The sequence below is a fragment of the Arthrobacter sp. zg-Y238 genome, assembly GCF_024385525.1.
GTDB lineage: Bacteria > Actinomycetota > Actinomycetes > Actinomycetales > Micrococcaceae > Arthrobacter_B > Arthrobacter_B jinronghuae.
The window spans coordinates 141,494-162,415 of record NZ_JANFLU010000005.1 but is presented as its reverse complement, the minus strand read 5'-3'; the positions used below and the strand labels follow the sequence as shown (position 1 = coordinate 162,415).

Sequence of the window (20,922 nt, the reverse complement as noted above, 5' to 3'; positions counted from 1 at the left end):
TACGGTTGAAGATGTGAAACGGACCCCCATGGAATTGGCTGCAATGGCCAGCGCTGCCGTCCCAGGGCTGACCCCTACCGGCGTTGCCGGTTCCCCGGACGACGCTGCGGATTTTGACGCGGCGCTGCTGCTTGACGACGCCGGGCGCAGGTGGCGCGTCCGGTCCCCCAAACATCTCGAGGCCAGTATGCGCCTGGAGACCGAACTGCTGGTCCTGCGCACCTTCGTCCCGGCGGTGAGGGCCGAATTGCCGTTCGCCCTGCCCTACGTTGCCGGCACCGTCCGCCAAGGCGAGCTCTGCACTTTTGTCTATTCCCACCTTCCCGGCGCCCTCCGGAGCATTGATGCCCTGGTGACGGCCGGGAGTTCCGTGGCCGCGGAGATCGGCCGGGCCATGGCCGCGATCCACGCCATCCCCCGGGAACTGGTTACCTCCGCGGACCTGCCGAGCTACAGCGCGAACGAGTTCCGGCAGCGTCGCCTGAATGAGCTGGACCAGGCGGCCACCACCGGCAAGATCCCCGCCGTACTGCTGCGGCGCTGGGAGCACGCGCTGGAAGACGTCTCGCTCTGGCGTTTCAAGCCCACCGTGGTCCACGGCGACCTGCATGAAGACAACATCCTGCTCACCGGCGAACGGGTCAGCGCCGTCACCGGCTGGACCGATCTCCGGGTGGGCGACCCGGCGGATGATTTCGCGTGGCTGATCGCGGCCAACGATCCCCGGTTCACCGAGACCGTGCACGCCGCCTACTTGGAAGCCAGCAACGATCCCGAGGATCCGCACCTGATCCGCCGGGCGGCATTGTCTGCGGAATTCGCCCTGGCGCAGTGGCTGGTGCGCGGCGTCGCCGCAGAGAACTCCACCATGGTCGACGAAGCCGTGGAGATGCTCGGCACCCTCGAAGAAGACGTACTGGCGCAGGAAGCGTCTGACCGGCGCGACAGCCAGGCCCGCGCTGCCGATGCCCGGGCGGCGGAAGCCGCCGCGGCGGCAGTCCGGCCGGCTGCCGCCAAGGTTACCGTTGTCCCGATTGCTCCGGAGGCGGCCCCCACGGCGTCAGGCGCCGACGACGCCGCCCCGGACACCGGCAGCGTCAGCCGGGTAGTTGGTGCCGAAACAGGGCCGGCCACGGAAAACAGTGCCGACGCCGCAACGGACGGCCACGAACCCGGCGAATCGGAGCCGGTAACGGCTCGCGCAGCGGGAACACAGCAGGAAGGTGAAGCGGATGAAGCCGCCGCCTCCGGCGTGGACACTGATTCCGGGAACGATCCGGATACCGGCAACGAACCTGTTGTGGACGGTGCTTCCGGTGACGGCGCCCCGCGCGACGGAAACAGCAGTCAGCCGGGCACCGAGACCACTGCCCTCCCGCTGACTCCGGTTCCGGACAAGTAACCGGTTTCCGCACCCCGCACTCCGGTGCCCCGCCGATTTTCGGCGGGGCACCTTTTTCTTTCATCACCCGCTTGCCATGTCCAGGTTCCGGCCGTAGGTTAGTTACATCAGTAATGAACCAAGTAAGTAGCGAACCGGGCACTTGGTCCCGGGGATCCAACCACGGGAGCCGCTTTGATAGATGACAGCAGGCCGATCTTCCAACAGATCGCCGAACGCGTCGAAGGCGACATCCTTGACGAAACCCTCAAGGAGGAAAGCCAGGTGCCTTCCACCAATGAGTTCGCAGCCTTCTACCGGATCAACCCGGCGACGGCGGCCAAGGGCATCAATCTCCTCGTGGATGAGGGGATCCTCTATAAGCGCAGGGGCATCGGCATGTTCGTGGCGCCCGGAGCCAGGGAAGCCGTCCTCAAAAAGCGGCGGGAACAGTTCTACGAGCAGTACGTCCGTCCACTGACAATCGAAGCGCGGAAGCTGGGTATTGACGGCACCCAGCTCGCCGGATTGATTCAGCGCAGCGCCGTCGACACCGAAGGGAGCATGGCGCCATGAATGCCGGCACCACGAACGTGATAGAAACCCGGAACCTCACACGCCGTTACCGGGACCAGCTAGCACTCGACAACGTTGACCTGGATATCTCCGGCGGCCGCATCTACGGGCTGCTCGGTCGCAACGGGGCGGGCAAGACCACCCTGATGTCCATCCTCACGGCCCAGGGCTTTGAGTCTTCCGGCGAGGTACGGGTTTTCGGAGAACACCCCTTCGAAAATGACCGTGTGCTGCGCCGGCTGTGCTTCGTCCGCGAATCGCAGAAGTACCCGGATGATTTCACCGCAGCCAACGCTTTTGCATCCGCCGGGCTGCTGTATCCCAACTGGGATGCCGGGTTCGCCGCCTCGCTCGCGGAGGAATTCCGCCTCCCGGTCAAGCGCCGGTTGAAGAAACTTTCCCGCGGCCAGCTTTCCGCCGTCGGAGTGATTCTCGGACTGGCCTCGCGGGCGGAAATCACTTTCTTTGACGAGCCCTATCTGGGGCTCGACGCCGTGGCCCGGCAGATTTTCTACGACCGGCTGGTCGAAGACTTCGCAGAGCATCCGCGCACCATCGTGCTTTCCTCGCATCTGATCGACGAGGTCGCCCTTCTCCTGGAGCATGTGATCGTCATCGACAGCGGCAGGATTGTCCTGGATGACGACGCAGAGAACATCAGGGGCAGCGCCGTAACCGTCACCGGCGCTGCGGACGTCGTCGAGGCCTTCATCGCCGGGTATCCGGTGCTGCACCGCGAATCCCTGGGGTCCCTGGTCTCGGTCACTGTGGAGTACCGGCTCGACGACGCCGGGCGTCGGGAAGCCGCCGAGCTTGGGTTGCAGCTGACACCTGTATCCCTGCAGCAACTCATTGTCCGCAAGACGCTGCATGCTGACGGCGCAGAGAAGCCGCCGTCCGGCGCTGCTGCAGCAACAGACAGCTTGGAGGCGTTTCGATGAACCGTGCAGTAGCCGTGGCGAGAATGCAGCTGACCAACAAATGGATCTACCTGTGGATTCCGCTGATCATCCTGGTCGCCTCCACGCTGATATCACTGGCAATCTTCGCGATGATCCCGGGGGACGCCTCGAACGTCATTTCCGGCTCCGGGCAGGCCGTGATGTGGTACTTCTTCGCTCTGGGAATCCAGGCCATGACCCTGCTCTTCCCCTTCTCGCAGGCCCTCAGCGTAAGCCGGCGCGCCTTCTACATCGGCACCATCGGATTGTTCTCCCTGGTCGCCCTGGCTCTCGCGGTCCTGTACTGGGTGCTGGGCCTGGTGGAGCAGGCGACCGACGGCTGGGGCATGAAGGGCGCCATCTTCGCCATCCCGTGGATCGCCGAGGGCGCCTGGTACACCCAGATCCTCTTCTATTTCGCGGTCGCCATCCTGCTGTTCCTGCTTGGCTTCTGGAGCTCGACCATTTACAAGCGGTGGCGGACCGTCGGACTGACGGCAGCACTGGTGGGCGCCGGCGCAGTCCTGCTGGGAGTCATCGCCCTGATCACCTGGCGGGAGGCCTGGCCCTCCGTCGGCGCCTGGCTAGTGCAGCTGACGCCGCTCTCCCTGGCCGGCTGGCTGCTCACCGCCGGTGCGCTGCTTGCCCTCACGTCCTACGCGACGCTTCGGCGCGCCGTTCCCTGATCCGCCCCCAACCGGTCCAGCTCCCCGAACCCCGTCCGCCGAATCAGTACCCGGCGGACGGGGTTTTTGCTGCCTCCCGGATGATCTCCTCGAGTTCGTCTTCACCGGCCAGGTTGTACGGCCGGATCAGCTTGTCGGCCGCCACGTAGTAGAAGGCGGCCCGTACCTGCTCCAGCGGAACCCCTTTGAGCCGCGCCCACGCCAGCCGGTACACGGCGAGCTGCACGGAGCGCACATCGAGCTTCTGCGACGACGGCGGCGCGCCCGTCTTCCAGTCGATGAGGTCCCAGGTGCCGTCTGCATCCTGGAACACAGCGTCGATCCGGCCGCGGACGACGACGGTGTCCACCTTGGTTTCCACCGGCACCTCGATGAAGGCCGGCGTCCGCTGTGCCCAGTCCGAGGCCTCGAACGTGGCAATCATGTCCTCCAGCTGATAGGCCTCATCCACGTAGGCGTCAGCGGCGCCGGGGTATTCGTCGATGTCCAGCATGCCGCTGGAACCGAAGAATTCCTCGACCCAGGCGTGGAAGGCGGTGCCCTTGCGGGCGGCCATGCCCGGTTGGCGCGGCACCGGACGGCGGAGCTGCCGGGTGACCTCCGCCGGGTTGTCCTTCAGGTCCACCAGCATGGATGCCGAAATGTGGGCGGGAAGTTCCACCTGCACCACCTCGTTCGGCGGACGGTGCCGGGCCAGCACCAGTTCCGTTTCGCGGCTCCAACGCCCGGCCGGGGACCCAGCGGCGGTGTCAGCGGGCGCGGAATCCCGCTCGGGCAGACCTTCTTCCCTCTGGCCCAGAGCGTCTTCCTCACCCCGGTCATCCGCCTGCCGCACAGTCCTCGCCGCCCGGCGTCCGGCAGATTCCAGCACGGCTTCCGCCGCGGCTTCCATTGCCTGCCGGCGCGGTCCAAGGGGATCAACCGGCCATACTGCCCGCTCCGCCTCGGCGTTGGCCGGATTTTCCGTCCCGTCATCTTCGGGCATAACCCAGTTCAGCAGCCGGTAGCCGGAGGCGCCGGACTGCTCCAGGTCATAGAGGTCCTGCAGGTACCGCGAGGGTGCCAGCGGTTTGGACCGTCCCCCGCCCCAGGCGGAGGCGGTGCAGATCAGCACGGACTTGGCGCGGGTGAACGCCACGTAGGCAAGCCGGCGTTCCTCACGTTCCGCGTGGCCCTTGGCGTCTTCGCTGAAGAGCTTTTCGCTTTCCAGCCAGGACTTCTGGTCCACCTGTTCCCAGTCCCACTGCGGCAGGTCCAGGCTGTCGCCGCGCAGGGTCCACGGGATGGCGGCATCTCCGCTGCTCCAGCGCGAATCCTTGTCACTGGGGAACGAGGCTTCGTTCAGGCCCGGAACCACCACGATGTCCCATTCCAGGCCCTTGGACGCGTGGACCGTGAGGAGCTGGACCGCTTCCCGGCTCGGCTCAAGCGGCGTCACGGGCAGACCGTTTTCCTCGGAGTTGGCCGCTTCCAGCCACGCGAGGAACGCGGCCAGATCCACCCGTTCGGCGGATGAGCTGAAGGTGGCTGCGGCGTCGATGAAGGCGTCCAGGTTCCGCCGGGACTCGTGCAGGGTCACGCCTGGCTTGGCCGCGACCTCGATGTCGAGCAGGATCCGGCGTTCCACTTCCCCGATCAGCGTGGTCAGGTCCTCGCCGACAAAACCGCGCAGGTCCCGGAGCTCGTTCCGCAGCTGTGTCAGGCGCTTCAGCCCCTCCTCGGAGAGGGAGCGTCCGGCATTGGACACCCAGCCGGGACGCGGCAGGGAGTCCACGGCTTCCACGAGGCTGCCGGCCTCCACCAGGTCCGCCTCCACCACGAGGTCCGGACCTTCGTCCGGGCCGTGGATATCGGCGGCGTCGGCAACCCGGACGGCCCGTTCACGGACGCGGACCAGGTGTCGGGACCAGTCCGCCAGTGCCATGAGGTCCGCCGGTCCAATCCGCCACCGTGCTCCGGCCAGGATCCGCAGCATCGAATCGGAGCGTCCCGGGTCGCCCAAAACCCGCAGGACAGCGAGCAGGTCCACCACTTCCGGAGTGGACAGCAGACCGCCCAGTCCGACAATCTGCACCGGAATCCCCCGCTGCTCCAGTTCCTTGCGGATGGGGTCGAACTGCTTGCGTCCGCGGCACAGCACCGCCACGGTGGGCCGCACCGGCTGGTTGCGCTCGTCCCGTTCGAAGATCCTGCTGCGGTGGAACGCCACCTGCTCCGCTACGGCCTCTGCTTCACCCAGGATCCGTTCCGGGGTGCCCTTGCCGGGTTCCACCGAGACATCGCAGAGGTAGCGGCCCAGGTACACCTCGCCTACGGGGGCGTTGGGCTTGGCCTGCAGCTCGGGTACGTGCGGCAGGCGCTGGTGCTTAAGCCACGGGGCAACCCCGTTGAGCGGGGTGGAGACGGTGTTGGCGGCCGCCAGCACGGAGGTGGAGTTCCGCCAGGCCACGGACAGGTTAGCCAGCGGTGCGAGCTCCCGCCCGTTGTCGGTGAACAGCGGGAACTTCTCCCGGAAGGTGCCCAGCTGGCCCGCGGAAGCCCCGCGGAACCCGTAAATGGACTGATGCGGATCCCCCACGGCGGTAACGGAGCGGCCGTCGCCGAACAGGTTCGAGAACAGCACCATCTGGGCGTGCGAGGTGTCCTGGAACTCGTCCAGCAGCACCACCTTGAACTTGGCGCGCTCCATTTCCACGGCTTCGGGGATAGTGGCGGCAATCCGGGCGGCCAGTTCCACGAGGTCGCCGAAGTCCAGCTGCCGGCGCTCCGCCTTGGCCTGCCGGTACGCTTCCACCAGTTCGGTTACGGAGATGCGCGTGCGGAGGCGGTTGATCAGCTTCCTGGCTGCCTGGGTGGGTTCCTTCGGCTTGCCGAACTGATACGGCAGGGCCGAGACGGCGGCTACGTGCGCTTCGAGTTCGGCACGGACCCCGGCCGGAGTCCGCAGATGTTCGGAGCATTCGCCGGCCATCTGCAGCACCGCGCCGACCAGGGTGGACTTGGCTGCGGTGAAGTGTTCGTAGTCCCCGGAATAGGCTTCCACCACTTCATTGGCCAGTTGCCACGACTGCGCGCCGCCAAGCATCACGGAATCGCGCTCGACGCCGATCCGCAGGCCGTAGTCGTTCACGATGCCGTTCGCGTAGGAATGGTAGGTGGAGACACTCGGCTCCATCCGTTCCTCGCCGCCGCCGGCGGTGTCCGGATCCGCTGCTCCGCCGGGTCCGGCGTCGAGCTGGTGGTAGAGCAGGTTCAGGCGCGCGCGGATGCGGGAGGCCAGCTCACCGGCCGCCTTGCGGGTGAAGGTGACCCCAAGGATCTCCTCGGGCCGGACCAGTTCGTTGGCCACCAGCCAGACCACCCGGTCCGCCATCGTCTTGGTTTTGCCCGAGCCCGCCCCGGCAATGACCAGCAGGGGTTCGAGGGGGCCCTCGATGATCCCGATCTGGTCCTCGGTGGGGTACTGCACCGGCGAGTTCGGGTCAGTGTGCAGCAGTTCCGCCAGTTCCCGGGCGGAGTACTTCGGGACGGGCGCCGCTTCCGGCAGCTCCCCCGGTACCGTTACGGGCGCACTCACTCGGTGACCTGCTTTCCTTCAGCACAGATGGGACAGATTTCGGGCAGCCGGCAGCCGTTGCCGCCAAAGCCGCTGCGGCCGGGGTCGTGGACGGTTTCGAAGAACGCCGCGGACATCAGGGCCGCCGCGTCGCGGACCATGTCGCGTGCCGTGGTGTCCTCGGGGTCCAGTGGCTGCTGCTCCTGGACGGAAACACCCTTGTTCGTGGTGCCGAGCTGCACCAGGGCGGCTCCGCCGGGCACCGCCGGGGCGTCCGGCAGCGCACCTTCGCGCACGGCCTCCTGGTAGGCGGCCAGCTGCGGATGCCCCTGCAGGTCGTCCTTCTTCGGCGCGGACTTGCCGGTCTTCAGGTCCACGATGAACAGCCGGCCGTCGGCATCGACTTCCAGCCGGTCAATCTGGCCGCGCAGCAGGGCGGTGCGGACGGCGCCGTCGATCTCCACCGGCAGCTCCACCTCGAAGTCCTTTTCGACGGCCACGAGGGACCGGCCGCTGCGGCGCATGGTGATGACGTATTCGGCGAGCTTGCGGACCATGGTTTCGGCCCGCTGGTAGTCCATCTGCCCCTCCCAGTTGTCCTTCATGCCCAGGGACGGCCAGCGTTTCTGCAGCTCCTGCACATACTCGCTGCCGGCGGCGTCGGGCATGTCCTGCGCGATGGAATGCACCAGCGTGCCCAGGGAGCGGGCGAAGTCGGTGGCCTGCTCGCCGCCCGCAGCGGAGACGAACCAGCTCAGGGGCGATTTCAGCACGGCGTCGACCTTGGAGGGCGAGACCGGGATCCGCGCATCCGGGGGCAGGATGGGAGCGGTGCTGGACAGCGGGGCGAGCCCCCACCACTGCTCGGGATGGGCTCCAGGGACCCGCACGGGGTGGTTCAGCATGGTCCCCAGATGATGGACGGCTTCGGCAGCTGCGTCCCGGTCCTCCCCGGGCTGCTGGGCGTAACGGCGCAGTTCCGCCACCAGCGAGCGCAGCGTGTACGGACGCAGGACTTCGGTGCGCTGCCGTTTTTCCGCCCCCGGCTCCAGCGGTGCCACCAGGTCCAGGAAGGCGGAGGGCTGCTCGTCTTCGGAGGAAACCGCCGTGCAGATCAGCACTTCGCGGGCACGCGAAATGGCGGTGGAGAAGCTGCGCAGCTCGTCGAAGCGGATGGACTGCATCAGCGTCAGCGGGCTGCGGTGCGCCCGGAAATTGTCGCCGTGCTCGACTGCCGCCACCAGCTCGCCGCTGCCCAGCAGTTCACCGCGCAGGCGCAGGTTGGGCCACACGTCCTGCTGGATGCCGGCGACTATCACCATCGGCCATTCGCGGCCGGCAGCGCTGGCCGGGGTGAGCAGCTCCACTGCCTCCCTGCGCTGGGCGCGCGCGGCCAGCGTATCCATGGGCAGCTCGGAACTGGTGAGGTAATCCAGGAACTGGGCCGGGGTGGAGCCGGGCAGCTGGTCGACATAGCGTTCTGCAGTCTGGAACAGGGCCATGATCGCGTCCAGGTCCCGGTCCGCGCGGGAGGCACCCGGGCCTCCGGACAATGCCGTTTCCGCCCAGCGCTTGGACCAGCCGGAAACGGACCACAGAGCCCATAGGACGGTCTCCGCCGTCGCTCCCGGCTCCTTCGCGGCTGCCCGGCCTGCGGACAGCATGGCGGAAATACGCTGGGCGGCCGGGCGGGCGTCCCAGCTCAGTCCCGCAAGGGCCCGGCCGGATTCGGATTCCGGGTCCAGCAGCGACTCCACCAGCAGCACGTCGCTGGTCCGTCCGCCGCCGGCGCTGCGCTCTTCCCGGCGCAGTGCCTGCCGCAGCCGGCGCAGTTCCAGCGTGCTGGCGCCGCCGATGCGCGAGGTCAGCAGTGACACTGCCAGCTCGGGGGTAAGCAGGTCCGGATCCAGTACGACGGCGAACGCGTCCAGCAGCGGGCGGACGGCGGCTTCATCACGGACCGCCCGCTCGGCGACGGGAACCTTGACTTCGATCCCCTGCCCGGTGAGGTAGCGCTGGAGGGCAGCCAGCTGGGCGCCGGTCCGGACAATGACGGCGATGTCCTCAAGCGAACGGCCCTGCAGGAGCTGGGCTTCGAGGATCCGCTGCGCCACGTAACGCTGCTCATGCATGGGAGTGTCCACTACGTGGGCCTCGGCTGTGCCCGCCACCGGAGCAGCGCCGGATTCCTGTACTCCGGCTCCCGGTGCGTCGGGCCCCGGTGTTTCAGAGCCCGGTGCGTCGGCGGGGCCGCCGTCGGCTGGAGCATTGACCGGCAGCCTCCCGATGAACCGGGCGTCGGCCACGGCAGTGCGGTAGGACGGCAGGGAGCCGACCACGGAAATCCGTGAAGCCGTCCGGGTCCAGGCTCCGGCCAGCGAACCGGTCAGCCGGTGCGAGGTGGTCAGGACGCGGGTCTGGAGGTGTCCGTCAAAACGCCTGCCCAGCTGGCCCACCAGGTCCGGGCGGGCGCCGCGGAAGCCCTGCACCACGGTGTCGGGGCAGGCCGCGGCGATGGAATCCCCCGTGCCGGCCAGCAGCGCGTAAAGGCTGTGGATGGCCGGGTTGGCCTCCTGCAGGTCATCCACCAGCACCAGCTGCTGGCGTTCCCGCTCGGCGGCCAGGAATTCCGGATCGGAGTGCAGGATGTTCAGGGCTGAAGTGATGATGCCAGCCGGATCAAAGGACTCCGGCATGCGCAGGTCCAGGACGTCCCGGTACTCGGCGTAGAGTTCCGCGGCGGCCACCCAGTCCGGACGGCCGTGCCGCTGTCCCAGTTCGCGCAGTTCCTCGGCGGAGATGCCGTATTCAATGACGCGGTCGAAGAGCTGGCGGATTTCCTGCCGGAAGCCGCGGGTGCCGAGGGCAAGGTCCAGGCTGTCCGGCCAAGGCAGTTCCGGCACCCCGTGCTGTCCGTGCCCGGCCAGCAGTTCCTTGATGATGACATCCTGTTCGGCGCCGGAGAGCAGCTTCGGAGCCCGCGTGATGTAGGGCAGGCGGCCTTCGGTCTTGGCGCGCCGGATGAGGTCGAAGGCGTAGGAGGCCCAGGTGCGGGCGGGTGCGGTGCTCAGGGTTCCCTGCAGCCGCGCCGAGAGCGCGTCCCGCAGGCCGGCAGCGGCAAGCCTTGAAGGGGCCAGCATCAGCAGATGGGAAGGGTCAAGCCCGTCTCGTTCAATCCGTGCGACGGCGGCTTCCACCAGGACGGTGGACTTGCCGGTTCCCGGCGCTCCGAGGACGAGGACGGGTCCGCTGCCCGTCGGCAGGTCCACCACGGCCTGCTGGTCCGCGCTGAGCCGGGGCGCGGACAACGCGCTTGCAGCCGGCCCGACGAGTTGGAGTTCAACGCTCATGGTTCCACTTCATCATGTCCCTCCGACATTCCTGATATCGGCGCCCCGGTGTTTGCTGCCCGGTGGGGTCCGGAACCTCCGAGGCGGTCCGCAGGGCGTTCTGCAGGCCGGTCCGGAGGCTGTCCAGGCGGTCCCACTCCGCCTCGTCGGGCTGCCAGCGGGCGGCTTCGATACGCACCCGGTAACCCGCGCCGTCGTCGTCCGCCGTCCCGCGCACCGGGGTGCCCTCAAGCCGGTAGTGTTCCCAGGCGCGCCCTTCATGGCTGCGCGGCGGTTGTCCCGACGATCGCAGGACCCGCCACCAGCACACCTCGGAGCCGCGCGCGGACATTACGGCGCCCACCTGCCGCGGTCCGCCGGCGGCGAGCAGTTCGGCGATGTCGCCATAGGAGAGCACGCGTCCGGGCGGTATGAGATCGGCCACAGCCAGCACCGCGTCGGCGTAGTCCCTGCGCATAAGCAGTAGGGTACCGACGCCGGCCGGGCGGCGGCCAATCCCGGGAATGTCAGCGCTCCCCGATAGGTTTGAGGCATGAACAGCTGGCATGAACTTCCCCGGGCGGCCTTCGATCTGGAGACCACTGGCCGGGACCCGCAGACCGCGCGGATCGTCACCGCATCCATCATCCTGGTCAACGGCCGGGGCGAAACCCTGCAGCACCACGAGTGGATAGCCTGCCCCGAGATTCCGATCCCGGCCGAGGCGGCAGCCATCCACGGCATCACCAATGAACGCGCCCAGGCGGAGGGCGGGAACCCGGCCGCCGTGACGGCCGAGGTGGCCGAGGTGCTGGCCGGCATGTTCGCAGCCGGCATTCCGGTCCTGGCCTTCAACGCCTGCTACGACTTCACGGTCCTGGCCCGTGAATGCGAACGCTTCGGACTGGCGGTCCCCCATCCGGTTCCCGTGATCGACCCGTACATCCTGGACAAGCAGGTGGACCGGTTCCGCCGCGGCAAGCGCACCCTCACCGCCATGGCCGAGCACTACGGCGTGGGGTTCGAAAACGCGCACACCTCAGCGGCCGACGTCGCGGCCACCCTGTCCGTGGCAGCAGTCATGGCCGAGAAGTATCCGGAGCTGCAGTGCGATGCGCGCACCCTGCACGAGTCCCAGGTCAGCTGGGCCGCAGGCCAGGCTGCCAGCTTCCAGGAATACCTGCGGCGCCGCGAGCCGGAAGCCGTGATCGACGGCAGCTGGCCGTTCCGTGCCGCGCCGGACCACGAGCCCGGGTCGGTCCTGGACCCGGCCTGATCCGTTAGGGCCCGCGGGTCCGGACAGCTCTTCACGGGCCGTCACTTTGGCCGGAGCGCGGCAGCCAACATGCGATACTGGTAACTGTGTTTGGCGCTGATGGCGCCCCAGGCGTACCCGCGTTCTTACGCGCGCGTACCGTCTCGCGCCACGAGATTGGCAGGCACCCTCCGCACAGCCGGCATTTGGGCACGGCACAGAACCGTGCCCCTTTTCCCATGCTCCGGTCCGGCCATTGAACGCATATGACGAGGACGAATGATCACAGTTACCGACCTTCGCAAGGTCTACCGGCAGGGTGACCGCATGGTCACTGCACTGGACGGCGTGAGCCTGAGCGTGCCCAAGGGTTCGATCCACGGGATCATCGGCCACTCCGGTGCCGGGAAGTCCACCCTGGTCCGCTGCCTGACCCTGCTGGACCGGCCGACGTCGGGCTCGGTCACCATCGACGGCCGTGAGCTGACCGCTGTGAAGGACTCCGAGATCCGCGCGGCCCGCCGCCGGATCGGCATGGTGTTCCAGCACGCGAACCTCATGGACTCCCGCACCGCCGCCGCCAACATTGCCCACCCGCTGGAGCTGGTGGGCACGAAGAAGAGCGTCATCGATGCCCGGGTGAAGGAGCTCCTGGCCCTCGTGGGCCTCGAAGGCAGCGCCGGGGCGTACCCCGCCCAGCTTTCCGGCGGACAGAAGCAGCGCGTGGGCATCGCCCGGGCGCTGGCTTCCGATCCCGATGTGCTCCTGTGCGATGAGCCGACGTCGGCCCTGGACCCCAGCACCACGGACGACATCCTGGACCTGATCGCGGACCTCACCCGGCGCCTGGACCTCACGGTGCTGATCATCACGCACGAGATGAACGTGGTGAAGCGGATCTGCGATTCGGTATCCCTGCTCGAGGCAGGACGGGTGGTGGAACACGGTCCGCTGCGCGAGGTCGCCTCCGACCTGCGCGGCCGGCTGGCCAAACAGCTGATCCCGCTGCCCGTGACGCCGCCGTCTCCCGGCGGTCCGGTCCTGGAACTGCTGTTCACGGGCCAGACCACCTCGGACCCGGTGCTTTCCGCCCTCACCCGCCGGTTCGACACCGATGTCAACGTCCTTGCCGGCAGCGTCGAACTGCTGGCCGGCACCCGCTTCGGACGGCTGCGCATCCAGCTGGACACGCACACCGACATGGCCGCCGTCCATGAATACCTCGCCCTGCAGGGCGTCACCGTGGAGGTGGCAGCATGAACTTCCTGACCGGACTCTTCGACAACCCCGGGATTACCAAGGCACTGCCCGAAGCCGTGGTGGAGACCCTCCAGATGGTCGGCATCGCCGGGTTCTTCACCCTACTGATCGGCCTGCCGCTGGGCGTATTCCTGCACGTCAGCGCGCCCGGGGGCCTGCTCCCGATGAAGATCGTCAACCGGATTGTCAGCGACATCATCGTCAACATCACCCGGTCGGTACCGTTCGCCATCCTCATGGTCACCCTGATTCCGCTGGCACGCCTCATCACCGGGACCTCGATCGGGCCGGTGGCCGCCTCCGTATCGCTGAGCATCGCCACCATCCCGTTCTTTGCACGGCTGGTGGAAAACGCGCTCCGCGACGTCTCCGGCGGCAAGATCGATGCAGCCCTGGTGATGGGCTCAACCAAGATGCAGGTGGTCACCAAGGTGCTGCTGCGCGAAGCCCTGCCGGGACTCGTCGCCGCCCTGACCACCACGCTGGTGACCCTCGTGGGCTACTCCGCCATGGCCGGCATCGTCGGCGGCGGCGGCCTCGGCCGGCTGGCCTACAACTACGGCGTCCAGCGCTTCGACACCCAGGTCATGGTGGTCACGATCATCATCATCGTGGCCCTCGTACAGATCATCCAGCTGGCCGGCGACTTCGCCTCGCGCCGGGTCGACCACCGGTCCGCGTCAGGTACCGGACGGCGCAGCCGCCCGGCTGCCGCGGCAGAAGGCATCAGCCCCGCCGCCGCACCCGCCGGCTCCGCCCGGGAACCCGACAGGACCACTGTCTAGTTTCAGTCTTCGGCTGGTCCGGGCTCTGCCCGGACCAGCCGGATCTGCAGCCAGTAGCCGCTAGCTGCACCTTCCCCGGACGGCGAAGCACCGCTTCCCGGGTCACGTGAAAGGAACGCACTAGATGCGTAAAGCACTTACCCTCGTTGCCACCGGTGTGGCCACTGCCCTGGCGCTGACGGCTTGCGGCGGATCCGATTCCGCCTCCAGCTCCGTGGACAGCCTTGATCCCGCAAACCCGGTCACCCTGACCGTGGGCGCCAGCCCCACGCCGCACGCCCGGATCCTCGAATTTGTCCGGGACAACCTCGCCGAGGACACCGGCCTGGAACTCGAGATCCAGGAGTTTGACGACTACGTCACGCCGAACATCTCCCTGAACGACGGCGACAGCGACGTCAACTTCTACCAGCACCTGCCCTACCTGGAATCCCAGATGGAGAGCCAGGGCTACGAGTTCGAGCACGGCGCCGGAATCCATGTAGAGCCCTACGCCGCGTTCTCGGAGAAGCATGAGGACGTCTCCACCATCAAGGAGGGCGCCCGGGTGATGGTCACCAACGACCCCTCGAACCAGGCCCGCGCCCTGAAGATGCTTGAGGAAGCCGGACTTGTGAAGGACATCGCGGACGATTCCTCCGTGCTGACCCTGACCGAGGAACAGAATCCCAAGGACCTGGACTTCCAGGAAAACCAGCCGGAACTGCTGGTCAACGACCTCAGTGATCCCACCGTGGACCTGGCCATCATCAACGGCAACTACATCCTCGAAGCCGGGCTGAACACCGACGACGCCCTGCTGGTGGAATCCGCCGAGGACAACCCGTACGCCAACTTCCTGGTCTGGAAGACCGGCAACAAGGACGCACGGATCGACAAGCTCGAGGAACTGCTCCACTCCCCCGAAACCAAGGCCTTCATCGAAGAGACCTGGCCGAACGGCGACGTGACTGCTGCTTTCTAGAGCGGGACAACGAAAAACCCCGCACTTCCCGTTTCAACGGGAGGTGCGGGGTTTTTTTACTGCCTGAACCCGGCCTTACGGCTGGGCCGCAGCAGCGGCCTTCGCGGCGGCCGGCAGCGCGGCGTAGATCCGGTCCATAGCGGCGTCGTCGTGGGCGCCGGACAGGAACCAGGCCTCGAACACCGACGGCGGCAGGTACACCCCGGCGTCGAGCATCGAGTGGAAGAACGGCCGATACCGGAAGGCTTCCTGCGCCTGGGCCTGCTCGTAGTTGTGCACGCCGGTGGCGGAGGTGCCGAAGGCGACGCTGAAGAGGCTGCCCGCGCGCTGGATGCTGTGGTCCACGCCGGCTTTGTCCAGTTCGGCGGACACGGCGGCGGAGAGCTCCGCGGAACGGGCGTCGACGTTGGCATAAACCTCGGCGGTGGCGGCCTTGAGCGTGGCGACGCCGGCCGCCATCGCAATCGGGTTACCCGAGAGGGTGCCGGCCTGGTAGACCGGGCCCAGCGGGGCGAGGTAGTCCATCACGTCGGCGCGGCCGCCGAGCGCTGCGACGGGCATGCCGCCGCCGATCACCTTGCCGAAGGTGAACAGGTCCGGCGTCCAGCCTTCCTTCGCGCCGGTCAGGCCCCAGTAACCGGCCGGGCCGGTGCGGAAGCCGGTGAGTACCTCGTCGAGGATCAGCAGCGCGCCGTGCGAGGCGGTGATCCGGGACAGGGCGGCATTGAAGCCCTCATCCGGAGTGACCACGCCCATGTTCGCCGGAGCGGCCTCGGTGATGACGGCGGCAATGTTGGCGCCGTGCTCGGCGAACGCCTTTTCGACGGCGGAAACGTCGTTGTACGGCAGCACCAGCGTCTCGGCGGCAGTGGCTTCGGTGACGCCGGCCGAGCCGGGCAGTGCCAGGGTGGCCAGGCCGGAACCGGCGGAGGCCAGCAGTCCGTCGAGGTGGCCGTGGTAGCAGCCGGCGAACTTGATGACCAGGTTCCGGCCGGTGTAGCCGCGGGCCAGCCGGATCGCGGTCATGGTGGCCTCCGTGCCGGTGGAGACCATGCGCAGGCGCTTCACGCCCGGCACGCGGTCCATCACCAGCTGCGCCAGTTCGGCTTCGGCCGGGGTGGACGCGCCGAAGGACAGTCCGTTGTCCACGGCTGCGTGTACGGCGGCCAGGACGTCCGGATGGGAGTGGCCCACCAGTGCCGGGCCCCAGGAGCAGACGAGGTCCACGTATTCGCGGCCCTCGGAGTCGGTGATGTACGGGCCCCTGGCGGAAACCATGAAACGGGGGGTGCCGCCCACGGAGCCGAAGGCCCGGACCGGGGAGTTCACGCCGCCCGGCATCAGGGCCCGGGCGCGGTCAAAGAGTTCTTCGGAGGAAGACGGTGAGACAGGTGAGGACATTACTTGCTTTCCTTCAGCCAGGCCGCCAGTTCGGTGGCCCAGTAGGTGAGAATCATGTTGGCGCCGGCCCGCTTGATGCCCAGCACGGACTCTTCGATGGCCCGGCGGCGGTCAATCCAGCCGTTGGCGGCGGCAGCTTCAATCATCGCGTACTCGCCGGAGATCTGGTAAGCGCCCACCGGGACCGGGGACATGGCGGCCACATCGGCCAGCACGTCGAGGTAGCTCATGGCCGGCTTGACCATCACCATGTCGGCGCCTTCTTCGAGGTCCAGCTCCACTTCGAGGAGTGCCTCGCGGCGGTTCGAGGCATCCATCTGGTAGGTCCGGCGGTCGCCCTGCAGCTGGGAGTCCACGGCTTCGCGGAAGGGGCCGTAGAACGCGGAGGCGTACTTGGCGGCGTAGGCGAACAGGGAAACGTCGGTGAAACCGGCGGTATCCAAGGCGTGGCGGATCACGGCGATCTGCCCGTCCATCATGCCCGACGGGCCCAGCACATGCGCGCCGGCGCGGGCCTGCTCCACGGCCATCCGGCCGTAGATCTCCAGGGTGGTGTCATTGTCCACCACGCCGTTTTCATCCAGCACGCCGCAGTGTCCGTGGTCGGTGAATTCGTCCAGGCAGACGTCGCTCATGATGACCAGCTCGTCGCCGACTTCCTCGCGGACGGCGGCGATGCCGCGGTTGAGGATGCCGTTGGGATCGGTGCCTGCGCTGCCGACGGCGTCGCGCTCGGCGGGGATGCCGAAGAGCATGATGCCGCCGATGCCCAGCTCTGCCGCTTCGGAAGCGGCCTTCTTCAGGCTGTCCAGGGTGTGCTGGACGACGCCGGGCATGGACGTGAGCGGGTTCGGCTCAGTGATGCCCTCACGGACGAAGGCCGGAAGGATCAGCTCGGCCGGATCCAGCCGGAATTCTGCGGTCAGCCGCCGCATGGCGGGGGTGGTGCGGAGGCGGCGGGGACGGTGCTGGGGGAAGCTCATGGGGATGGTTCTGCCTTCCGGTAATGATGGGGAACTAGGGAGTAGGACCCGTAGACATAGCAACGGAGAGTGCGTGGGCTATTCCCGCCGGGGTTGGCTGCTTCGCCACGGCATCCGGTCCCGCGCCCAGTTCGCGCATCCGCGCAGCTGTGCTGTCGCCGATGGCCACCAGCAGTGTTCCGGCCGGGACCGGCACACAGCGCCGGACGAACCGGCGGGCGATGCTCGGGGAGGTGAGGACGACGGCGCGGCGTCCGGCCGGTGCCGACGCGGCGAAGGCTTCGGGGTCCAGGAGTCCTCCCCCGGTAACCGCCGGGGTGAAGCGCACGCCGGTGGCCGGGTAGTCAACGGTGCAGTACGCGGTCACGGCGCGGACCTCCCAGCCCAGGGCGGTCAGCGCCTCGTGCAGGGACGGGTCGGCGATATCGGCCTGCGGCAGCAGCACCCGCAGATCGCCGCCCTCGGGATCCGATCCGGAAGGATCCGGCCAGGAGGCGGCCAGGCCGCGGGCCGACTGGTCGGTGTCCGGCAGGAAATCGATATCGAAGCCGACTTCCTCCAAGGCCTGCCGCGTTCCGGCGCCGACGGCCGCGATCCGGGTATCGGCGGGCACCAGGGCCACGGGGCAGATGCCCAGGGCTGCACACCGGCGGGTCACGGCCCGCACGGTGGTGACACTGGTGAAGACCACCCAGGCGAACCGGCCGGCCTTCAGCGAATTGAGTGCGCGGTCCAGCAGGGCGGTGTCCGCCGGGAACTGGAAATCGATCAGGGGCATCAGCGTCACCGATGCCCCGCAGTCCTGCAGCTCCCGGACCATGGCCGAAGCCCGGTCCGGGGTGCGTGGAAGGACAACGTTCAGTCCGGCGAGGTCCGGACCCTGGTGTCTGGCTGCCATTTCAGCAGCTCCGGAAGCCGGGCATCAGCTGGCAGGAAGATCCGTGAGCTGCGCGGCGCCGGCCGCCAGCAGCTCCTCGGCAACCTGCACGCCCAAGGCGCGGGCGGCATCTTCGTTGCGTTCGCTGACGACGCCGGTGCGGCGCATCAGCCGGGTGCCGTCGTCGCTGCAGACCACGGCTTCGAGCGTGATGCCGTCGGCTCCGACGCTGGCCAGCGCACCGACCGGAGCCGTGCACCCGGCCTCAAGCCTGCCGAGCATGGCCCGTTCGGCTGCCACCGTGAGGCGGCTGTCGAGGTGGTCATACGCGGCAAGTGCGGCCGCGAGCTGCCCTTCGGCGGCGTCGGCCGTGCGGCATTCCACTGCCAGCGCTCCCTGCCCGGGGGCGGGAAGCATCACGGCGGGATCAATGAATTCGGTGACCATGTTCAGCCGGCCCAGCCGGGCCAGGCCGGCGGCCGCCAGCACCACGGCGTCGAGGTCACCGGGCGCGCCTTCCACCAGGCCGGCAACCCGGCCGAGGCGGGTATCCACGTTGCCGCGGATGTCCACGATCTCCAGATCCGGGCGGGCGGCCCGCAGCTGGGCTGCCCGGCGCGGGGAGCCGGTGCCGATCTTCGCACCGGCGGGAAGCTGTGCCAAGGTCAGCCCGTCACGGGCACACAGCACGTCGCGCACATCCACCCGTTCCGGAATGGCGCCCAGGACAAGGCCGTCCGCCGGGGAGGTGGGCAGGTCCTTGAGTGAGTGCACGGCGACGTCGCAGTCTCCGCGCAGCAGCGAGTCGCGCAGCGCGGCAACGAACACGCCGGTTCCGCCGATCTGCGACAGGGCGGCACGGTTGATGTCACCCTCGGTCCGCACGCGGACCAGTTCGACGTCGAAACCGCCGAGCCCGGACAGCGCCTCGGCGACGGTGGTGGTTTGGGTAACGGCCAGGGCGCTGCCGCGGGTGCCGATGAGGACGGGCGACTGCGCCACTACTCGACGCCCACGGTGGAGTCGGCGCCCGCGATGGTCGGCTTTTCGCCGCGCAGGTTCGCGCAGCAGCCGGGGCGGCAGACGTCGTACCACGGACCGAGGTCCGTCATGGCGGGGCGGATGGCAATGTTGTTTTCCAGGGTGCGTTCCTGCAGCAGGTCCACCAGGCCGGACACGAAGGTCTCGTGGATGCCGGGGGTCGGCGTGCGGTCCGCCGCCAGGCCCAGTTCCGTGCAGGTGTCCATGGCCTCGGTGTCGAGGTCCCAGATCACTTCCATGTGGTCGCTGACGAAGCCCAGCGGAACAATGACCACGCCGTTGACGCCCTTGGCGGGCAGTTCGGCGATCGCGTCGTTGATGTCCGGTTCCAGCCAGGGGATGTGCGGTGCACCGGAGCGGGACTGGTAGACCAGCTGCCAGTCCATGCCTGCGGCTTCTGGGACGCGCTCCATGATGGCGCGGGCGTTGGCCAGGTGCTGGGCGACGTAGGCGCTGCCTTCTTCGAACTCGCGGTCACGCGGGCCGGAGGCTTCGGCGTCGGCGGTGGGAATGGAGTGGGTGGAGAAGAGGATCTCGATCTTCTCGTTGTCCACGCCCTTGGCGGCCAGCTGCGCGCGGACCTTGGCCACGGACTCGCGGACGCCTTCGACGAAGGGCTCCACGAAGCCGGGGTGGTCGAAGTACTGGCGGACCTTGTCCACGTGCAGCTTCTTGTCCAGCCCGGTCTTCAGGAGGTTCATGCCCAGGTCTTCGCGGTACTGGCGGCAGCTCGAGTACGAGGAGTAGACGCTGGTGGTGACCATCAGGATGCGGCGGTAGCCGGTGTCGTACGCCTCCTGGAGGACGTCCTTGATGTAGGGCGCCCAGTTGCGGTTGCCCCAGAGGACGGGCAGTTCGACGCCGCGGCGTGCCAGCTCTGCTTCCAGTGCGGCCTTCAGCGCGCGGTTCTGCTCGTTGATGGGGCTGATGCCGCCGTTGGCGCGGTAGTGGGTCGCCACTTCCTCCAGCCGCTCATCGGGGATGCCGCGGCCGGCGGTGACGTTGCGCAGGAAGGGAATGACGTCTTCCTGGCCTTCCGGGCCGCCGAAGGAGGCCAGCAGGATGGCGTCGTAGTGCTTCGGGGCCATGCGGCCGTTTTCATCGACGCCCTCAAAGGGGTCGAAGGCAGGCTCGTGGGAAACAGCGGATGTCATTTGAGTACCTCGGCAACTTCTGCGGCCGGGATACGCCGGCCGGTATAGAACGGGACTTCTTCACGGACGTGGTTGCGTGCCTCGGTGGCGCGCAGGTGGCGCATCATGTCGACAAGGTCAACCAGGTTGGGAGCTTCCAGGCCCAGGATCCATTCCCAGTCACCCAGGGCGAAGGAGGCCACGGTGTTGGCAAGGACCTGGGGGAATTCGCGGCCGAGCATGCCGTGGTCGCGCAGCATCTTGCCGCGTTCCTCGGCGGGCAGCTGGTACCACTCGTAGGAGCGGACAAACGGGTAAACGCAGATCCAGGTCTCAGGATCGATGCCCCGGGCGAAGGACGGCCAGTGGTTCTTGGAGAACTCGGCGTCGCGGTGCACGCCCATGGCGGACCAGGCGATCTCGGTGCCGGCGAACAGTTCCGTCCGGCGGATCTGCCGCAGGGCCGCCTGCAGCGCTTCCGGCGCGCTGCCGTGCAGCCACACCATCACGTCGGCGTCCACGCGCATGGCGGACACGTCGTAGAGGCCGCGGAGCGTGACATTGCTGGCAGCCAGGTCCTTGGTGAGGGCCTCGAAGGCATCAACGGCACCGTTCGAGACGGGCGCTTTCGGCATGGAGGACCGCTTGAAAACGGTCCAAAGGGTAAAGAACTGTTCGTCGTTGCCGGCCGTTCCGGCGGCGCTGCGGTCCATCGTCTCACTCATGTTTAACAGTCTGCCCTTTGCATATAGGT

The 20,922-nt window shown here is 67.9% G+C and carries 17 protein-coding genes; 8 read left to right on the top strand and 9 right to left on the bottom strand.

What is annotated here, in order from left to right; all coding sequences use genetic code 11:
- Window positions 1-13: 13 nt before the first annotated feature.
- The 4 genes from NNX38_RS05785 to NNX38_RS05770 all read left to right on the top strand — a co-directional run bounded on the left by NNX38_RS05785 (window position 14) and on the right by NNX38_RS05770 (window position 3,584).
- Window positions 14-1,402, top strand: a complete 1,389-nt coding sequence (locus NNX38_RS05785; RefSeq protein ID WP_255797138.1) for a phosphotransferase — start codon at window positions 14-16, stop codon at window positions 1,400-1,402.
- Window positions 1,403-1,576: 174 nt separating this feature from the next.
- On the top strand, window positions 1,577-1,957 hold the full coding sequence (locus NNX38_RS05780) for a GntR family transcriptional regulator (RefSeq protein WP_227918398.1): 381 nt from the start codon (window positions 1,577-1,579) through the stop codon (window positions 1,955-1,957).
- Window positions 1,954-2,898, top strand: a complete 945-nt coding sequence (locus NNX38_RS05775; RefSeq protein ID WP_255797137.1) for an ABC transporter ATP-binding protein — start codon at window positions 1,954-1,956, stop codon at window positions 2,896-2,898. The genes NNX38_RS05780 and NNX38_RS05775 overlap by 4 nt, the downstream gene beginning before the upstream one ends.
- Window positions 2,895-3,584 (top strand): hypothetical protein, encoded by a 690-nt coding sequence (locus NNX38_RS05770; RefSeq protein WP_255797136.1) that lies wholly within the window; start codon window positions 2,895-2,897, stop codon window positions 3,582-3,584. Before NNX38_RS05775 ends, NNX38_RS05770 begins: the two co-directional genes overlap by 4 nt.
- 43 nt (window positions 3,585-3,627) lie before the next feature.
- Here NNX38_RS05770 and NNX38_RS05765 read toward each other — a convergent pair whose 3' ends face one another.
- Genes NNX38_RS05765 through NNX38_RS05755 form a run of 3 tightly spaced genes read right to left on the bottom strand, consistent with a single transcriptional unit; the run spans window position 3,628 to window position 10,947 of the window.
- The gene (locus NNX38_RS05765; RefSeq protein WP_255797135.1) at window positions 3,628-7,161 is read right to left on the bottom strand and encodes an ATP-dependent DNA helicase; all 3,534 of its coding nucleotides are present in this window, start codon (window positions 7,159-7,161) and stop codon (window positions 3,628-3,630) included.
- Entirely contained in the window at window positions 7,158-10,490 is a 3,333-nt protein-coding gene (locus tag NNX38_RS05760; RefSeq protein ID WP_255797134.1) for an ATP-dependent DNA helicase, read from the bottom strand. The genes NNX38_RS05765 and NNX38_RS05760 overlap by 4 nt, the downstream gene beginning before the upstream one ends.
- A complete protein-coding gene (locus NNX38_RS05755; RefSeq protein ID WP_255797133.1) occupies window positions 10,480-10,947 on the bottom strand; it encodes an MGMT family protein in 468 nt (155 codons plus the stop codon). Before NNX38_RS05755 ends, NNX38_RS05760 begins: the two co-directional genes overlap by 11 nt.
- A 75-nt stretch (window positions 10,948-11,022) precedes the next feature.
- On the opposite strand from NNX38_RS05755, the gene NNX38_RS05750 reads away from it, so the two are divergent.
- The 4 genes from NNX38_RS05750 (at window position 11,023) to NNX38_RS05735 (ending at window position 14,733) form a co-directional block, all read left to right on the top strand.
- Complete coding sequence (locus tag NNX38_RS05750; protein WP_255797132.1) at window positions 11,023-11,745, top strand: 3'-5' exonuclease; 723 nt, start codon at window positions 11,023-11,025, stop codon at window positions 11,743-11,745.
- Window positions 11,746-12,003: 258 nt separating this feature from the next.
- The gene (locus NNX38_RS05745) at window positions 12,004-12,984 is read left to right on the top strand and encodes a methionine ABC transporter ATP-binding protein (protein WP_255797131.1); all 981 of its coding nucleotides are present in this window, start codon (window positions 12,004-12,006) and stop codon (window positions 12,982-12,984) included.
- Window positions 12,981-13,769: a methionine ABC transporter permease gene (locus NNX38_RS05740; RefSeq protein ID WP_255797130.1), complete on the top strand. Its 789-nt coding sequence runs from the start codon at window positions 12,981-12,983 to the stop codon at window positions 13,767-13,769. Before NNX38_RS05745 ends, NNX38_RS05740 begins: the two co-directional genes overlap by 4 nt.
- Before the next feature lie 124 nt (window positions 13,770-13,893).
- Window positions 13,894-14,733 carry a MetQ/NlpA family ABC transporter substrate-binding protein gene (locus NNX38_RS05735; protein WP_255797129.1) on the top strand — a complete coding sequence of 280 codons (840 nt, stop codon included), beginning with the start codon at window positions 13,894-13,896 and terminating at the stop codon, window positions 14,731-14,733.
- Window positions 14,734-14,808: 75 nt separating this feature from the next.
- Here the strand turns inward: NNX38_RS05735 and hemL are convergent, their stop codons facing one another.
- From hemL to hemQ, 6 genes are read right to left on the bottom strand one after another with little or no spacing between them, the layout of a single operon-like run.
- Window positions 14,809-16,134 (bottom strand): glutamate-1-semialdehyde 2,1-aminomutase, encoded by a 1,326-nt coding sequence (gene hemL, locus NNX38_RS05730; protein ID WP_255797128.1) that lies wholly within the window; start codon window positions 16,132-16,134, stop codon window positions 14,809-14,811.
- A complete protein-coding gene (gene hemB / locus NNX38_RS05725) occupies window positions 16,134-17,117 on the bottom strand; it encodes a porphobilinogen synthase (RefSeq protein WP_255797127.1) in 984 nt (327 codons plus the stop codon). Before hemB ends, hemL begins: the two co-directional genes overlap by 1 nt.
- A gap of 34 nt (window positions 17,118-17,151) precedes the next feature.
- Window positions 17,152-18,015: a uroporphyrinogen-III synthase gene (locus NNX38_RS05720; protein ID WP_255797126.1), complete on the bottom strand. Its 864-nt coding sequence runs from the start codon at window positions 18,013-18,015 to the stop codon at window positions 17,152-17,154.
- 24 nt (window positions 18,016-18,039) lie between these two features.
- Window positions 18,040-18,996 (bottom strand): hydroxymethylbilane synthase, encoded by a 957-nt coding sequence (hemC, locus tag NNX38_RS05715; RefSeq protein WP_255797125.1) that lies wholly within the window; start codon window positions 18,994-18,996, stop codon window positions 18,040-18,042.
- Window positions 18,996-20,189, bottom strand: a complete 1,194-nt coding sequence (locus tag NNX38_RS05710; protein ID WP_255797124.1) for a ferrochelatase — start codon at window positions 20,187-20,189, stop codon at window positions 18,996-18,998. Before NNX38_RS05710 ends, hemC begins: the two co-directional genes overlap by 1 nt.
- Window positions 20,186-20,893, bottom strand: a complete 708-nt coding sequence (gene hemQ, locus NNX38_RS05705) for a hydrogen peroxide-dependent heme synthase (RefSeq protein WP_229949769.1) — start codon at window positions 20,891-20,893, stop codon at window positions 20,186-20,188. Before hemQ ends, NNX38_RS05710 begins: the two co-directional genes overlap by 4 nt.
- Between the last annotated feature and the right edge of the window lie 29 nt (window positions 20,894-20,922).

Excerpts from the sequence above, each read along its gene's own strand:
- NNX38_RS05775 (WP_255797137.1), top strand. The coding sequence starts at position 1,954 with ATGAATGCCGGCACCACGAACGTGATAGAAACCCGGAACCTCACACGC.
- NNX38_RS05770 (WP_255797136.1), top strand. The coding sequence starts at position 2,895 with ATGAACCGTGCAGTAGCCGTGGCGAGAATGCAGCTGACCAACAAATGG.
- NNX38_RS05760 (WP_255797134.1), bottom strand. The coding sequence starts at position 10,490 with ATGAGCGTTGAACTCCAACTCGTCGGGCCGGCTGCAAGCGCGTTGTCC.
- NNX38_RS05755 (WP_255797133.1), bottom strand. The coding sequence starts at position 10,947 with ATGCGCAGGGACTACGCCGACGCGGTGCTGGCTGTGGCCGATCTCATA.
- NNX38_RS05750 (WP_255797132.1), top strand. The coding sequence starts at position 11,023 with ATGAACAGCTGGCATGAACTTCCCCGGGCGGCCTTCGATCTGGAGACC.
- NNX38_RS05745 (WP_255797131.1), top strand. The coding sequence starts at position 12,004 with ATGATCACAGTTACCGACCTTCGCAAGGTCTACCGGCAGGGTGACCGC.
- NNX38_RS05740 (WP_255797130.1), top strand. The coding sequence starts at position 12,981 with ATGAACTTCCTGACCGGACTCTTCGACAACCCCGGGATTACCAAGGCA.
- NNX38_RS05735 (WP_255797129.1), top strand. The coding sequence starts at position 13,894 with ATGCGTAAAGCACTTACCCTCGTTGCCACCGGTGTGGCCACTGCCCTG.
- hemL (WP_255797128.1), bottom strand. The coding sequence starts at position 16,134 with ATGTCCTCACCTGTCTCACCGTCTTCCTCCGAAGAACTCTTTGACCGC.
- hemB (WP_255797127.1), bottom strand. The coding sequence starts at position 17,117 with ATGAGCTTCCCCCAGCACCGTCCCCGCCGCCTCCGCACCACCCCCGCC.
- NNX38_RS05720 (WP_255797126.1), bottom strand. The coding sequence starts at position 18,015 with ATGGCAGCCAGACACCAGGGTCCGGACCTCGCCGGACTGAACGTTGTC.
- NNX38_RS05710 (WP_255797124.1), bottom strand. The coding sequence starts at position 20,189 with ATGACATCCGCTGTTTCCCACGAGCCTGCCTTCGACCCCTTTGAGGGC.
- hemQ (WP_229949769.1), bottom strand. The coding sequence starts at position 20,893 with ATGAGTGAGACGATGGACCGCAGCGCCGCCGGAACGGCCGGCAACGAC.